Origin of the sequence: Phenylobacterium sp., from assembly GCF_036821595.1 — a bacterium.
Lineage (GTDB): Bacteria > Pseudomonadota > Alphaproteobacteria > Caulobacterales > Caulobacteraceae > Phenylobacterium.
Map to the genome: position 1 here is coordinate 1 of NZ_DAISJG010000009.1, position 14,565 is coordinate 14,565.

At 71.0% G+C, this 14,565-nt stretch carries 17 protein-coding genes; 15 read left to right on the plus strand and 2 right to left on the minus strand.

Annotated elements, in window-relative coordinates:
- Positions 1-159: 159 nt before the first annotated feature.
- Entirely contained in the window at positions 160-1,008 is an 849-nt protein-coding gene (locus V7Z97_RS06885; RefSeq protein WP_334162333.1) for an oxygenase MpaB family protein, read from the plus strand.
- A gap of 9 nt (positions 1,009-1,017) precedes the next feature.
- Here the strand turns inward: V7Z97_RS06885 and V7Z97_RS06890 are convergent, their stop codons facing one another.
- Positions 1,018-1,476: a MarR family winged helix-turn-helix transcriptional regulator gene (locus tag V7Z97_RS06890; protein ID WP_334162334.1), complete on the minus strand. Its 459-nt coding sequence runs from the start codon at positions 1,474-1,476 to the stop codon at positions 1,018-1,020.
- Between the two features lie 382 nt (positions 1,477-1,858).
- On the opposite strand from V7Z97_RS06890, the gene V7Z97_RS06895 reads away from it, so the two are divergent.
- The 12 genes from V7Z97_RS06895 to V7Z97_RS06950 are packed head-to-tail and all read left to right on the plus strand — an operon-like array spanning position 1,859 to position 11,314.
- Entirely contained in the window at positions 1,859-3,754 is a 1,896-nt protein-coding gene (locus V7Z97_RS06895; RefSeq protein ID WP_334162335.1) for a methyl-accepting chemotaxis protein, read from the plus strand.
- 3 nt (positions 3,755-3,757) lie between these two features.
- Positions 3,758-4,063: an STAS domain-containing protein gene (locus V7Z97_RS06900; protein ID WP_334162336.1), complete on the plus strand. Its 306-nt coding sequence runs from the start codon at positions 3,758-3,760 to the stop codon at positions 4,061-4,063.
- Positions 4,060-4,425, plus strand: a complete 366-nt coding sequence (locus tag V7Z97_RS06905; RefSeq protein ID WP_334162337.1) for a response regulator — start codon at positions 4,060-4,062, stop codon at positions 4,423-4,425. The genes V7Z97_RS06900 and V7Z97_RS06905 overlap by 4 nt, the downstream gene beginning before the upstream one ends.
- 13 nt (positions 4,426-4,438) lie before the next feature.
- Positions 4,439-6,607: a chemotaxis protein CheA gene (locus V7Z97_RS06910; RefSeq protein ID WP_334162338.1), complete on the plus strand. Its 2,169-nt coding sequence runs from the start codon at positions 4,439-4,441 to the stop codon at positions 6,605-6,607.
- A 5-nt stretch (positions 6,608-6,612) separates the two neighbouring features.
- Positions 6,613-7,080, plus strand: coding sequence for a chemotaxis protein CheW (locus V7Z97_RS06915; protein ID WP_325462135.1), 468 nt, complete (start codon positions 6,613-6,615; stop codon positions 7,078-7,080).
- Positions 7,077-7,961 (plus strand): CheR family methyltransferase, encoded by an 885-nt coding sequence (locus tag V7Z97_RS06920; RefSeq protein ID WP_334162340.1) that lies wholly within the window; start codon positions 7,077-7,079, stop codon positions 7,959-7,961. The genes V7Z97_RS06915 and V7Z97_RS06920 overlap by 4 nt, the downstream gene beginning before the upstream one ends.
- Positions 7,958-8,983 (plus strand): protein-glutamate methylesterase/protein-glutamine glutaminase, encoded by a 1,026-nt coding sequence (locus tag V7Z97_RS06925; RefSeq protein ID WP_334162342.1) that lies wholly within the window; start codon positions 7,958-7,960, stop codon positions 8,981-8,983. The genes V7Z97_RS06920 and V7Z97_RS06925 overlap by 4 nt, the downstream gene beginning before the upstream one ends.
- The gene (locus tag V7Z97_RS06930) at positions 8,983-9,372 is read left to right on the plus strand and encodes a response regulator (RefSeq protein ID WP_334162343.1); all 390 of its coding nucleotides are present in this window, start codon (positions 8,983-8,985) and stop codon (positions 9,370-9,372) included. The genes V7Z97_RS06925 and V7Z97_RS06930 overlap by 1 nt, the downstream gene beginning before the upstream one ends.
- Entirely contained in the window at positions 9,369-9,932 is a 564-nt protein-coding gene (locus V7Z97_RS06935) for a chemotaxis protein CheD (RefSeq protein ID WP_334162344.1), read from the plus strand. Before V7Z97_RS06930 ends, V7Z97_RS06935 begins: the two co-directional genes overlap by 4 nt.
- Positions 9,932-10,264 (plus strand): hypothetical protein, encoded by a 333-nt coding sequence (locus V7Z97_RS06940; RefSeq protein ID WP_334162346.1) that lies wholly within the window; start codon positions 9,932-9,934, stop codon positions 10,262-10,264. Before V7Z97_RS06935 ends, V7Z97_RS06940 begins: the two co-directional genes overlap by 1 nt.
- A gap of 1 nt (position 10,265) precedes the next feature.
- Positions 10,266-10,856: a response regulator gene (locus V7Z97_RS06945; RefSeq protein WP_334162347.1), complete on the plus strand. Its 591-nt coding sequence runs from the start codon at positions 10,266-10,268 to the stop codon at positions 10,854-10,856.
- The gene (locus V7Z97_RS06950) at positions 10,853-11,314 is read left to right on the plus strand and encodes a hypothetical protein (RefSeq protein WP_334162348.1); all 462 of its coding nucleotides are present in this window, start codon (positions 10,853-10,855) and stop codon (positions 11,312-11,314) included. Before V7Z97_RS06945 ends, V7Z97_RS06950 begins: the two co-directional genes overlap by 4 nt.
- On the opposite strand, the gene V7Z97_RS06955 is transcribed toward V7Z97_RS06950, so the two are convergent.
- Positions 11,307-11,870 carry a class I SAM-dependent methyltransferase gene (locus tag V7Z97_RS06955; RefSeq protein WP_334162350.1) on the minus strand — a complete coding sequence of 188 codons (564 nt, stop codon included), beginning with the start codon at positions 11,868-11,870 and terminating at the stop codon, positions 11,307-11,309. The genes V7Z97_RS06950 and V7Z97_RS06955 overlap by 8 nt on opposite strands.
- Positions 11,871-11,932: 62 nt before the next feature.
- On the opposite strand from V7Z97_RS06955, the gene V7Z97_RS06960 reads away from it, so the two are divergent.
- Entirely contained in the window at positions 11,933-13,582 is a 1,650-nt protein-coding gene (locus V7Z97_RS06960) for a glycosyltransferase (protein WP_334162352.1), read from the plus strand.
- A complete protein-coding gene (locus V7Z97_RS06965; RefSeq protein WP_334162353.1) occupies positions 13,579-14,520 on the plus strand; it encodes an alginate O-acetyltransferase AlgX-related protein in 942 nt (313 codons plus the stop codon). Before V7Z97_RS06960 ends, V7Z97_RS06965 begins: the two co-directional genes overlap by 4 nt.
- Positions 14,521-14,565 lie beyond the last annotated feature (45 nt).

The window sequence follows — 14,565 nt, forward strand, 5'->3', positions numbered from 1 at the left end:
TGAAGATCTTCCGCCGGCGGATCGCCGCCCTGGAGGCCCAGCGGCAGGAGGTCGACCTCGCCATCGACTCGCTGAAGGAGGCCTCCGCGCGCCTGTCGCGGCAGTTCCCCACCGCCGCGGCCCTCGAGGCCGAGGCGTGAGCCCCGGCGGCCGCGGCGCGTGAGCCCTCGGCCGCTGTTCGACGCCCTGCCTGGGGGGCGGGTGAACTATCGGGAGCCGAAGGGCGACCCCGGGTTCTTCGGTCCGGATTCCATGGCCTGGAAGGTCAGCGCCAATCCCGTGGCGCTGGCCGTCGGAGGCGTGGCGGCGGTCATCCTGGAACTGGCCGAGCCGCGGGTGCGCTCGGGCGTCTGGGACCATTCCACCTTCCGCACCGACCCCCTGGCGCGCATGCAGCGCACCGGCGAGGCGTCGACGATCGTCACCTTTGGACCCACCGCCGCCGCGCAGGCGCGCATCGACATGGTCACGCGGATGCACCAGCGGGTCTCCGGGACGACGCCCGAAGGCCAGGCCTACACCGCCCTCGAGCCCGAACTGATGACCTGGGTGCACGTCACCGCCGGCTGGGGATTCCTCAACGCCTACCGGCGCTACCTCGAGCCGGAGATGAGCCTGGCCGACCAGGATCGCTACCACGCGGAGGGCGCCGCGCTCGGCCGCGCCTTCGGGGCGCCCGAGCCGCCCGGCTCCGTGGCCGAGGTCGACGCCCTGTTCGACCGCATGCGGCCGAGCCTGCGGCCGCATCCGATCATCGGCGAGTTCCTGAAGATCGTCTCGACCACGTCGCCGCTCGGGCTCGCGGGCCGCGCCCTGCAGCCGCTCGTCGTGGAGGCCGCCATCGACCTCGTCCCGCCGGACCTGCGGCGCCGTCTGGAGCTGCCCGTGCGGCCCCTGCGACGCGAGGTCGCACGCAAGACACTGAAGGGGCTGGCGCGGGTCGGCCAAGCCGTGCCGGGGAAAATCGTTCGCCAGGCGCACGAGCGGGTCGGTCGCCCGCTCAGCTAGGCGGCGGGATCAGTCCCGCTCGAGACGGTCCGAGAGCTGGCCCAGCACGCGCAGGCAGGCGTCCAGGTCGGCGGGATTGATGTCCGCGAACAGCCGCTCATGCATGTCGGCGACGATCTCCTGGGCCTGTTCCAGGACGGGAGCCGCGGCCGGCTTGATCTGCACCACCTTGGCGCGGCGGTCTCCGTCGTGGGCGCGCCGCTCCACCCAGTTCTGGGCCTCCAGCGCATCGACGAGCCGCACCACCGTGGGCTCCTCGACGCCCAGCCGCTGCGACAGCTCCCGCTGCACCACGCCGTGCTCGGCGCCCGCGATCTCCGCCAGCGCCGCGCAGCGGGCGTCCGTCTGGCCGATGACCTTCAGGCGCTCGTTGAGCCGGGCCCGCCACCGTCGGCCGGCGAGCAGGAGACCCTGCGCAAGGGCGGCGCGGATCTCAGCGTCGGAAGGCACGCGGTGACTGCAGGACATCCAAAGTCTCCAGAACGAAAAACCCAAAAGGCAGGCAGGGCTTCGGCAAGCTGAGCAATGCGCCGGCAAGCTAGCCAGCGAACCATTTGCTGCAATGCGACATTGTGTCCGGACCGAAGCATCGCGGCGTTCTCACGAATCGGAATGCCTCTTGAGAATGCGCGGTATGACCTAACGTTAACTGAATAGATCTCGCTTTGACCAATGATTATCACGATAACTATTGTTTGTGTCAGGTATTTGACCTGAGCTTGGCCAACATTCGGTAATCATTTTTCAACAGGCACTGCATCAGATGGCGATGACCATACCCAGGCCCCAAGAAAATCGCCCTGAGACCGAATAGATGTTTCTCAACAACTTGAAGATCTCCCGCAAGCTAATGATTGCGTTCGCGGCGGTCATCGCCGTGTCCGTGACCTCCAACGTGGTCGTCTTCTCGCAGCTGCGGCACATCGAGGAACTCTCCCGGCTCAAGGAGGTCGGCAACGATCGCACGCTCGAACTGGACGTGGTGAAGACCGGCCTGATCGAGCAGCAGAACGCGATCCGCGGGTTCGCCATCGGCCAGGATCCGAGCTTCGAGAAGACCTATCGCGAGCAGGTCGCCGCGACCGACGCCGCGCTCGACAGCTTCATCGCCAACCACCGGGACCCGCACCAGCGCCAGCGCGCCGAGGACCTGCAGAAGCTCTTCACGGAATGGCGTCCGGAATACGCCGAGAAGCCCCTGGCGCTGGCGCGCGATCCCGCCACCCGGGGCGAGGCCATGGCCATCCTCGGGATGAAGACCCTCGGCAAGCTGCGCGGGTCCATCGCGGTCCTGGAGACCGCGCAGAAGAAGCTCAGCGCCCAGCGCCTCGAGAGCCAGGTGCGGGCCATCGCGACGGCCAATATCGTGCTCGCCGTCGGCGCCGCGTTCGCCTTCCTGTCCGCGGCCGCCGCAGCCTGGCTGCTGTCGAAGCTGGTCGCCCGTCCGGTGGTCGACATGACCGAGGCGATGCGCAGGCTGGCCGGCGGTGACAACACCGTCGACATCCCAGGCATGGGTCGCAGGGACGAGATCGGCGAGATGGCCGGCGCCGTCCAGACCTTCAAGGACCAGGCGCTGGAGAAGCTGCGCCTGGAGGGCATGAGCGCCGAGCAGGCCAAGGCCGTCGAGGAAGAGCGCCAGCGCAACGAGGCCGCCAAGGCCGAGGCCGCGCGCCAGCAGCAGAAGGTGGTCGACGGCATCGCCGACGGCCTCGAGAAGCTGGCCGCCGGCGACCTGGTGTTCCGCCTGAACGAGCCGTTCGCGGCCGAGTACGAGAAGCTGCGCGCCGACTTCAACGGCGCCATGGGCCAGTTGCAGGAGACCATGAAGGTCATCACCAGCAACACCCGCGGCCTGCGCTCCGGCGCCGACGAGATCACCCAGGCGGCCGACGACCTGTCGCGGCGCACCGAGCAGCAGGCCGCGAGCCTGGAGGAGACGGCGGCGGCGCTCGACGAGATCACCGCCACCGTCCGCAAGACCGCCGAAGGCGCCAACCATGCCCGCGACGTGGTCTCCACCGCCCGCGCCGACGCCGAGCGCTCCGGCGAGATCGTCAGCCAGGCGGTCGCCGCCATGAGCGAGATCGAGAAGTCGGCCGGCCAGATCAGCCAGATCATCGGCGTCATCGACGAGATCGCCTTCCAGACCAACCTGCTGGCCCTGAACGCCGGGGTCGAAGCGGCCCGGGCCGGCGACGCCGGCCGCGGCTTCGCGGTCGTCGCCTCCGAGGTCCGCGCGCTCGCCCAGCGCTCCGCCGACGCCGCCAAGGAGATCAAGACCCTGATCTCGGCCTCCACCGCCCAGGTGGAGCAGGGCGTCGCCCTGGTCGGCGAGACCGGCGAGGCGCTCAACCGGATCGTCGAGCAGGTCGCCGACATCACCGGCGTGGTGTCCGAGATCGCCGCGTCCGCCCACGAGCAGGCCACGGGCCTGCACCAGGTGAACACCGCCGTGAACCAGATGGACCAGGTGACGCAGCAGAACGCGGCCATGGTCGAGCAGTCCACCGCCGCCAGCCACAGCCTGGCCCAGGAGACCGAGGAGCTGGCCAGGCTGATCAGCCGCTTCCAGGTCGGCCAGGAGACCGCGGCGGCCTCCGTCCGCCGGCCGGCGCCGGCCGCCCGCCCCGCGGCTCCGGTCGCCCGCCCCGCCATGAAGACCGTCTCGACCCATGCGGCCGGCGGCGGCGCCCTGCGCGCCCCGCAACCCGCCGCCGACCAAGATAGCTGGGAAGAATTCTAGGCCATGAGCAGTCCTGAAGACGCACCTCCCGCGAGCCTGAGCCTCGCACCCGTGCTCGACCTGAAGGCGGCGACGCCGCTGGCAGAGGCGCTGCTGGCGCTGCGTGGCCGGGAACTGGCGATCGACGCCTCGGGCGTGGAGCGTCTGGGCGCGCAGTGCCTGCAGGTGCTGCTGTCGGCCCGCAACACCTGGGCGGAAGACGGGGTGGGCTTCGGCGTCACCGATCCGTCCGGGCCCTTCGTCGAGACGCTCGCCCTCCTGGGCGCCCCTTACCCGACCTTCTTCGAACGCGCGGAGCTTGCCGCATGAGCCTGACGATTCTCACGGTCGACGATTCCCGGACCATGCGCGACATGCTCCGGCTGGCGCTGGTGCAGGCCGGCTACGTGGTCCTGCAGGCCGAGGACGGCCAGCACGGCCTGGAGGTGCTGGACGACAACAGCCCCGACGTCATCGTCACCGACATCAACATGCCCCGGCTCGACGGCTACGGCTTCATCGAAGGCGTCCGCGCCGACGAGCGCCACCGGGCCATCCCGATCCTGGTGCTGACCACGGAGAGCGATCCCGAGAAGAAGCAGCGCGCCCGCGACGCCGGCGCGACGGGCTGGATCGTGAAGCCGTTCAATCCCGAGAAGCTGGTGGACGCGATCCGCCGCGTCGCCGCCTAAAGGAGCCTCCCCCGTGGACCCGATGGCGGAGATCAAGGCGACCTTCTTCCAGGAATGCGAGGAGCAGCTCGCGGAACTGGAAGCCGGTCTCATGGCGATGGACGCCGGCGACGACGGCTCCGAGACGGTGAACGCCGTCTTCCGCGCCGTGCACTCGGTGAAGGGCGGGGCCGGCGCGTTCGGTCTGGACGACCTGGTGCGCTTCGCCCACGTCTTCGAGACGACGCTCGACCAGGTGCGCAGCGAGAAGCTGGCGCCCACCCCCGACCTCCTGAAGGTCATGCTACGCTCGGCCGACGTGCTGACCGACCTGGTGCGCGCCGCGCGCGACGGCGGCGCGGTCGACGAGGCCCGCTGCGAGGACCTCGCCGCAGAGCTGAAGGCCTTCGTGGGCGGCGAGGACGACGCCGCCGACGACGGCGACGACGGCATGGGCGACCTGGACTTCCAGCCGCTCGCCGTGGGCGCGCCGGCCGCCCCGGCCCCGCCGGCCGGCGGGGCCGGCGGCTGGACCGTGATGTTCAAGCCTCGCGCCGACCTCTACGCCAAGGCGAACGAGACCGTCCTGCTGCTGCGCGAGCTGTCGCGCCTGGGCGAGGTGGAGGTCGAACTCGACGCCTCGGCCCTGCCGCTGCTGCCGCACCTGGACCCGGAAGGCGCCTACCTCGCCTGGACCGTCCGCCTGCGCAGCGAAGCCACCGAAGGCGCGGTCCGCGAGGTCTTCGAATTCGTCGATTCCGACTGCGACCTCGAGGTCCGGGCCGCCGGCGTCGGCAGCGAGGCCGCGCCCGTCGAGGCCGCGCCTGCCGCCGCGCCCGCCGACGCCGCCGGCGACCTCGACATCGCCGCCCTGATCGCCAAGGCCCAGGAGGCCGCCACCGAGGACCCTACCCCGGCGCCTGAGCCCAAGACGGCGGCCCCTTCCGGCGCTCCGGCCGCGGGTCCGCCCGCCGCCAAGGCGGCGCCGGCGGCCGCGGCTCAGGCCGCCCCCACCATCCGCGTCGACCTGGACCGGGTCGACCGCCTGATCGACCTGGTCGGCGAGTTGGTCATCAACCAGGCCATGCTGGCCCAGCGCGTGACCGAGGCCGGCCTCGCCCGCGCCTCCAGCGTCGCCATGGGCCTGGACGAGCTGGAGCAGCTGACCCGGGAGATCCAGGACAGCGTCATGGCCATCCGGGCCCAGCCGGTGAAGTCCGTCTTCCAGCGGATGCCCCGGCTGGCCCGCGAGGTGGCGAGCGCCACCGGCAAGCACGTTCGCCTCGTCACCGACGGCGAAGGCACCGAGGTGGACAAGACGGTGATCGAGCGCCTCGCCGATCCCCTGACCCACATGATCCGCAACGCCATCGACCACGGGCTCGAGAAGCCCGAGAAGCGGAAGGAAGCCGGCAAGGACCCCGAAGGCGTGGTGCGTCTCTCGGCCCTGCACCGCTCGGGCCGCATCGTCATCGAGGTCGCCGACGACGGCGCGGGCATCAACCGCGAGCGCGTGAAGCAGATCGCCATCGACAAGGGCCTGATCGCCCCCGACGCCGTCCTCACCGACGAGGAGACCGACAACCTGATCTTCGCGCCGGGCTTCTCCACCGCCAGCGAGGTCTCCGACATCTCGGGCCGCGGCGTCGGCATGGACGTGGTCAAACGCTCCATCCAGGAACTGGGCGGCCGCATCTCGATCGCCTCGCGGCCGGGCCTGGGGTCCACCTTCACCATGAGCCTTCCGCTCACCCTGGCCGTGCTCGACGGCATGGTGCTGTCGTCCGGCGACCAGACCCTGATCGCGCCGCTGACCGCCATCGTCGAGACCCTGCAACCGAAGTCATCGGACGCCCACAGCCTGGGCGGCGGGGCGCGGGTCATCTCGATCCGCGGCAGCTACGTCCCGCTGGTGGATGTGGGCATGGCGCTGGGCTACCGCTCCGAGCCGCTCGATCCCGAGGAGGGCGTCGCCCTGCTCATCGAGGGCGAAGGCGGCGCCCGCGCGGTCCTGCTGGTGGACGCCATCCAGGGCCAGCGCCAGGTCGTCATCAAGAGCCTGGAAGCCAACTACCGCCGCGTGCCCGGCATCGCGGCCGCCACCATCCTGGGCGACGGCCGCGTCGCCCTGATCCTCGACATCGACGCCCTCGTCGCCGCCTCCAAGGCGAGCGAGGCGCCGCGTCTTCTGCAAGCAGGATGAACCCCATGAGCGAGTCCCCCACCGCCGCCGGCCTCGGCCGTGAGCTCATCTCCTTCCGCATCGGCTCGCAGGAATTCTGCGTCGACATCATGGACGTGCGCGAGATCCGCGGCTGGACGCCGGCGACCGCGCTGCCGCAGGCCCCGGCCTTCGTGCGCGGCGTGATCAACCTGCGCGGCGCGGTGCTGCCGATCGTGGACCTGGGCGCCCGCCTGGGCCTCGGCGCCGCCGACCCCACCGCCCGCCACGTGATCATCGTCGCCCAGGTGGAGAAGCAGATCGTCGGCCTGCTGGTGGACGCGGTCTCCGATATCCTCACCGTCAGCGACGACATGATCCAGCCGACGCCCGACGTCGCCTCCGAGATGGTCCGGAACTTCGTGCGCGGCCTGCTCGCCATCGACGGCCGCATGGTGTCGTTCATCTCGCTCGACCGGGTCCTGCCCGAGAGCGAGCTCGAAGCCGCTGCATGAGCGTCACCGGCCAGATGACTCCCCGGGAAGGCCGCCGTGAACAGCTGGTGGACGGCGAGTTCACGTTCACGGCCGACGACTTTCGGCTGATCGCCCAGACGCTGCACGCGGCGGCGGGCATCGCCCTGCCCGAGACCAAGGCCACCCTGGTCTACTCCCGCCTCGCCAAGCGCCTGCGGGCGCTCGGGCTGGAAAGCTTCCGCGACTACTGCGCCCTGGTCTCCGGCAAGGACGGGCTGGACGAACGCCAGCAGATGATCGTGGCGCTGACCACCAACGTCACCCGCTTCTTCCGCGAGCCGCACCACTTCGATCACCTGAAGACCCAGGTGCTGCCCGACCTGCTGGCGCAGGTGCGCCGCGGCGGGTCGCTGCGGATCTGGTCGGCGGGCTCGTCCAACGGCCAGGAAGCCTATTCCATCGCCCTGACCATCCTGTCGCTGATGCCCGAGGCCCCTGACCACGACATCCGCATCCTCGCCAGCGACATCGACACCAAGATGCTGGCCGAGGGCCGCGAGGGCCTCTACGGCGCCTCGGTCATGGCCCCGGTCCCGGGCGAGCTGCGGGCCCGCTGGTTCGAGCGCGAGGGCGAGTCCTGGCGCGCCTCCGAGCCGCTGAAGCGGCTGGTGGTGTTCAACGAACTCAACCTGATCGGCGAATGGCCGATGAAGCGTCAGTTCCAGGCCATCTTCTGCCGCAACGTCCTGATCTACTTCGAGGAAGAGACCCAGGCGAAGATCTTCAGCCGCTTCGTGCCGCTCATGGCGCCGGGCGCGCGCCTCTACATCGGACACTCCGAACGCGTCAGCGGCCCCGACGCGCACCGCTTCGTCACCGACGGCGTCACCACCTACCGCTTCACCGGAGCCGCCCGATGATCCGGGTCCTCGTCGTCGACGACAGCGCCACCATGCGCAGCCTGATCTCCGCCACCCTGCGGCGGGATCCGGAGATCGAGGTCATCGGCCAGGCCGGCGATCCGCTGGAGGCGCGCGAGGCGATCAAGGCCCTGAACCCCGACGTCATCACCCTCGACGTCGAGATGCCGAACATGAACGGCCTGGAGTTCCTCGAGAAGATCATGCGCCTGCGGCCGATGCCGGTGGTGATGGTGTCCACCCTCACCGTGCGGGGGGCCGAGGCGACGCTGGAGGCCCTGTCGCTGGGCGCCATCGACTGCGTGGCCAAGCCCTCGACCGGCGGCCTCGACTCCTTCGACGACCTCGCCGCCAAGGTGAAGGCCGCGGCCCGGGCCCGGGTGCGCCCGCGCGAGACGACCGCGCCGACGCCCGAGAAGCTCGACCACGCGCCCGACGGTCGCGTCATCGCCATCGGCTCCTCCACCGGCGGCGTCGAGGCGCTGATCGCCGTCCTGAGCCGCTTCCCGGCCAACTGCCCGCCGACCGTCATCACCCAGCATATGCCGGCGACCTTCACCAAGAGCTTCGCCGAGCGGCTGGACCGCCTCTGCGCCCCGACCTGCGAGGAGGCGCGCGACGGCGCCCCGCTGGAGCCCGGGCGGGTCTACCTCGCCCCCGGCGGCGAGAGCCATCTGGAGGTCAGCGGCGGCGCGTCCCTGCGCTGCCGCGTGCAGCCGGGCGATCGGGTGAACGGCCACTGCCCGTCGGTCGATGTCCTGTTCCAGTCCATGGCCCGGACCGTGGGGCCCAGGGGCGTGGGCGCGATCCTCACCGGCATGGGCCGGGACGGCGCCCAGGGCCTGCTGGCCATGCGCCAGGCCGGCGCCCGGACGCTCGGCCAGGACGAGGCCAGCTGCGTGGTCTACGGCATGCCCAAGGCCGCGTTCGAGATCGGAGCCGTCGAGCGCCAGGCGCCGCTCGACCGGCTGGCCGCCGAGATGCTGAAAGCGCCCGCCAATTCTGCAGTCGAGAAAAGCTGATGCCCGCTGCCTCCTCCCTGAAGGTCGTCATCGTCGACGATCAGCAAACCATGCGCTCGCTGGTCCGCACGGGCCTGGAGCAGCTTGGCTTCAAGGACTTCCAGGAAGCCGGGGACGGCGAGGCCGGCCTGCGCTGCGTGCTGACCCAGCCGCCGAGCCTGGTGATCTCCGACTACAACATGCCCAAGCTGGACGGGCTGGGCCTGCTGCGCGCGATCCGCAGCCACGAGCCGATCCGCTCGACGGCCTTCATCATGCTGACCGGCCGGGCGGACAAGGAGCTGGTGCAGCGGGCGGTGCAGTTCGGCGTCAACAACTACCTGGTGAAGCCCTTCACCGTCGCCCAGCTGAAGGGGAAGATCGAGGCGGTCTTCGGCGCCCTGACATGACCCGCCACGCCGCCCGCTACGAGGGGATCGCCAAGCGGCCGCTGCACGTGGTCCAGGGCGAGCACCTCGTGACCGACGATCCCGACGCCGTGCTGACCACCATCCTGGGCAGCTGCGTGGCCGCGTGCATGCGCGATCCCGTCGCGGGCGTGGGCGGCATGAACCACTTCCTCCTGCCCGGCGGTCCCAAGACCGGCGGGAGCGACGCCGATTCCATGCGCTACGGCGTTCACGCCATGGAGCTGCTGGTGAACGCCCTGCTCGCCCACGGGGCGAAACGCGAGCGGCTGGAGTGCAAGCTGTTCGGCGGCGGACGGCTGCTGAAGGGCCTGACGGACGTGGGCGCCATGAACGCCAAGTTCGCCGAGGAATTCCTGGCGCGCGAGAAGCTGGCCCACGTGGGCGGCTCCCTGCGCGGCGATTCCGGCCGGCGCATCCAGTACTGGCCCGTGAGCGGCCGAGCCCGTCAGGTGTTCCTCGACAATCGCGAGGCCTTCGAGGCCGAGACCCGGCTCAAGCCGCTCCCCGAGCCGCAGGCCGGCGGCGTGGAGCTCTTCTGATGTACGACTCCGAGCAGTCCCTGGGGCATCTGGTCGGCGCCTGCGCCAAGCAGCTCTCGGAGCTGTCCGCCTGCTGCGAGGCGCTGCAGAGCTCGCTCTCGCATTCGCTGGCCTCGACCGGGCTGGAGGCCCAGAGCCTCGACCTGATCACCCAGCGGGCCGCGGGGCTGGCCCAGTTCCTCGGCGCGCTCGGGGCGGACCTGCCGCACGAGTGGACCATCGACCCCAGCCACGCGCTGAAGGCCCTGCCGCTGACCGACCTCGCCCGCGCCATCGCCGGCCATGCGCCGCTGGAGGCCGAGCCAGGGGAAATTGACTTCTTCGGGGACTGAGGTGAACGCCGAAGCCCGTCTGAACCTGAGCAAGGCGACGGTCCTCCTGGTGCAGGACAGCGCCACCGAGCTCGACATCCTGGGTCAGATGTTCATCGGCTTCGGCGTCAAGGGCATCCGCAAGTGCCCGACCGTGGACGACGCCAACGCCATGCTGGCGGCCGCCACCTTCGACCTGATGGTGGTCGACGCCGACATGGCCGACGGGGCGGGCTACGACCTCGTCATGCACATCCGCCGCCTGCAGGAGAACGCCAACCGCCTGATCCCCATCCTGCTGGTCTGCGGCCATACCGCCCCGGCCAGCATCGAGCGCGCCCGCGACTGCGGCGCCAACTTCGTGGTCGCCAAGCCGATCACGCCGACCATCATGTACGACCGCGTCCTCTGGCTCGCGAAGGAGCAGCGCCAGTTCGTGGAATGCGAGACCTATGCGGGGCCCGACCGGCGCCACAAGGCCTTCGGCCCGCCGCCCGGCGAGAAGGGCCGGCGCCACGATGACCTGGGCACGGAAATCGGCGTCGCCGTGGGTCCCGACCTGGACCAGGCGGAGATCGACGCCCTGCTTAACCCGAGGAGAGCCGTCGCGTGAAAACGGCCAATTTTTTCAAGTACGAGAACCGGCTGGCCAAGACCGTGGTCAAGAAGGGCGGGATGTCCGCGGAGGAGGCCATCGCCGCGGCCGAGGCCCGCGTCGAGCAGGTGCGCGAGCCGACCCTCGCCGACATCGACCGCGCGCTGCACGAGATCCTGACGCTCGGGGAGGCGCAGCGCGGCGGCGTCGCGCCGGACCTGCTCTCGCGCATGTACGACGAGGCCAACCGCATCGTGGCGGTGGGCGGCGTTTTCGGGCTGGGACAGCTGGGCGAGGCCGCCTACAGCCTCTGCGAACTGATCCACCGCTTCCAGTCCGCCGGCCGGTTCAGCTGGCCGATGGTGGAGGTTCACCTGGACGGGCTCAAGCTGCTGCGCCACCCGGACGAACACGCCGAGGCGCACCGCTCACAGGTGCTCTCCGGGCTGCGGCAGGTGGCGGCGAGCGTCAGCTAGGCTTCACCGCCCGCAGCCGGACCTGCAGCTCGCGAACCACGTTCCAGCGCTCGTTGGCGATCTGCCGCAGGGCCTCGCGGGTCAGTTCGCCGCGCTCCACCTGCCCCCACCAGTAGGGGTCGTAGACCTGCACGATCCCCTCGACCTCGAAGTCCACGTCCATGACGAAGGCCAGCATGGTGTAGTTGGCGCGCGCCTCCATCCAGGCGCGGTTCTGGCGCTTGGACATCATCTGGAAGGTGAGCGGCGTGAACGCCCGGACGTGGGTCGGGTCCGACCAGTAGGTGTCGTGACGGACGTGCGGCACGTGGATCTCCACGACCCCGTCGGCGCGAGTCACCCGGTGCAGCTCGCGCATCACCGCGGCGAACACCTTGAAGTCGGCGCCCACGTGCTCGAGCACATGCTTCATCAGGACATGCTCGAAGGCGTCGTCCGGCAGGTCCCAGGGGGTCTGCTCGATGTCCAGCCGCTGGTCGGGCTCGCATTCGGGGAAGTTGTCGACGTTCAGCCAGCCCTCGCGCTTGTCGAAGCCGCAGCCAAGGTTGAGTTTCAAGCCGGTTCTTCCCTTCTGAACGAACTTGGGCCGCGGCCCGGGGCCATGTTAAGCGGCGGGCCGTGAACGCCGCCATCCTCTTCGAGCCTGACGGCTACCTGATGACCGGGCCCAAGCTGATGGGGCGCCAGGCCGCCGGCGACGGGTTCCTGCGCGCTGCGGTCAAGGGCCATGGGGGCCAGCCGCTCTTCGCCTACACCCCGCGCCAGGCGTCCGCCGAGGCCTTCCGGGACCGGGTGGCGGAGCTCGATCCCACCGCCCAGATCCGCTGGATCCACGCCCGCCGGCTGGAAGCGCTGGGCGATGTGGGGGTGCTCTATCGCCCGGACCACGCCATCGGGCTGTCGGCGCGGGCGCGGCTGCGGGCGGGCCTGGACCGCTACGCCATCTGCGGCGTGACCCATACGCTGGCCAGCGCCGGGGCGATGGACATCATCGCCGACCTGTCGGTGGCGCCGGTGATGCCCTGGGACGCCATCGTCTGCACCTCGACCGCAGCCGTCGGCGTGCTGGAGACCACGCTCGGGGCGCAGGACGAGTACCTGAGATGGCGGTTCGGCCCTGCCGCCGCCGCGCCGCGTCCGATGCTGCCGAAGATCCCGCTGGGCGCCCACTGCGAGGATTTCGCCTTCACGGGCGACGACCGCGCCGGCGCCCGCGCCGCCCTCGAGCTCGCCGAGGACGAGGTCGTCGCCCTGTTCGCCGGGCGGCTGTCGTTCAACGGCAAGGCCCACCCCTATCCCATGTACCTGGCCCTGCAGGCGGCCGCCGAGCGGACCGGCAAGCGGATCGTGCTGGTTCACGCCGGCCAGTTCTTCAATGCCGCCATCGAGCAGGGCTTCCGCACCGCCGTCGCCCGGTTCTGCCCGGACGTGCGCTGCGTGTTCCTGGACGGCAAGGACCCGGCGCTCTACCGCCAGAGCTGGATGGCGGCCGACCTCTTCGTCTCCCTGGCCGACAGCATCCAGGAGACCTTCGGCATCACGCCCGTGGAGGCCATGGCCGCGGGCCTTCCGGTCCTCGTCACCGACTGGAACGGCTACAAGGACACCGTCCGCGACGGGGTCGACGGCTTCCGCATCCCCACCTGGCAGCCCGCGCCAGGGGCCGGCGAGGCCGCGGCCCGGGACTACGAGGTGGAGGCGACCGACTACGACCTGTTCCTGGCCCGCGCCAGCACGGCGGTGTCGGTGGACATGGCCCCGCTCGTCGAGCGCATGTGCGAGCTGGTCGCCAGCCTCGACCTCCGCCGGAAGATGGGCCGGTCGGGCCAAGCCCGCGCCCGCGAGCTCTTCGACTGGGCCGTGATCTGGCGGCAGTACCAGGCGCTGTGGGCCGAGCAGGACGCCATGCGCCGGCGCGCCCGGGCCGAGCACCCGGGCCTCTTCTCCGCGGCGCCGTCCGCCGCGCCCAGCCGCCCCGACCCGTTCGCGGCCTTCGCCCACTACCCCACGGCCCACGTGGATGCGGACACGCCCATCGCCCTGGCGCCCGGCGCGAGCGCCGAGCGCTACCTGTCGCTGACCGAGCATCCCCTGCTCTCCTTCTTCAAGCTCGCCCCCGACGCCCTGGAGAAGGTCTTCGCCGCCCTTGCCGGCGCGGCCACGGTGCGCGACCTCGCCCAGGCGCTCGGCGTCCGTCCCGAAGCCGTCACCGAGCTGGTCGTCCGCCTCGCCAAGATGGGCCTGGTGGAGCCGGGCCGCCGGGAATGAGCGGGGCCGCCCGCCCGCGGCTGACGGCGGCCGAGATCCGCGCGCTGGACGAGAAGTTGGACGCGGCCGCCCTCGGCCATCCGGCCAGCCGCCTGCGGCCCGGCCAGGTCTCCACGAACGGCGCGGCCGTGGCGGGCGTGGACGGCTACCTCTTCATCGGCGACGGCGGCAACCGCTGGGAAACCCAGTACGCCGGCCCGCCGCCGCCGGAGTCCTGGAAGGCCACCTGGGCCCGTGTGCTCGCCGCCCGCCAGGCCGAGGCCGAGGCCCGCAGGATCCAGCTGTGGAACCTCGTCATTCCCGAGAAGCAGGTCGTCTATCCGGAGGCGCGCTGGCCCGAGGGCGCGCCGGACGGCGCCGCCCGACCGCTCCGCCGGCTCGCCGCCCTGGCCGGCGCCGACGCCAGGCTCCTCTATGGAGAAGCCGCCCTGCTGGCCTGCAAGGCCGAAGGGCCGGCGTGCCTGCGCCACGACTCCCATTGGACGGCCTCCGGCTGCCTTGCCGTCGTCCGTCAGCTCCTGTCCGCGGCCGCGCCGGAGGTGGACGTCGAGAGTGCCGTCTTCACCGTCGCCCGGACGCACGAGCCTGTCGATCTCGCCGCCCACTTCCTGGACCCGAACCCGCCGCAGGACCGCCTCCGCCTCGCCGCACCACAAGCGCGCGCCTGGGAAAACCGCCACTACGAGCGCACCGGCCAGCACACCGGCAGCCAGTACCGCCTTGCCAACCCGGAGGCTCCGGACCCGCGCCGGGCGCTCCTGTTCGGCGACAGCTATTCCTACGCGGAAGGGCTGGCCGGCGCGCTCTCGGCCCTCTTCGCAGAGGTGACGTGCGTCTGGTCGAAGTCGGTGGTCTGGGACGTGGTGGACGAGCGCCGCGCCGACCTCGTGGTCTGGGAGAGCGCCGAGCGGTTCCTGGTCAGCCTGCCGCAGAGCTGAGGGTTTGCCGCCGCGGGGCGACCTCCTCTATGGAAAACCTTCGCG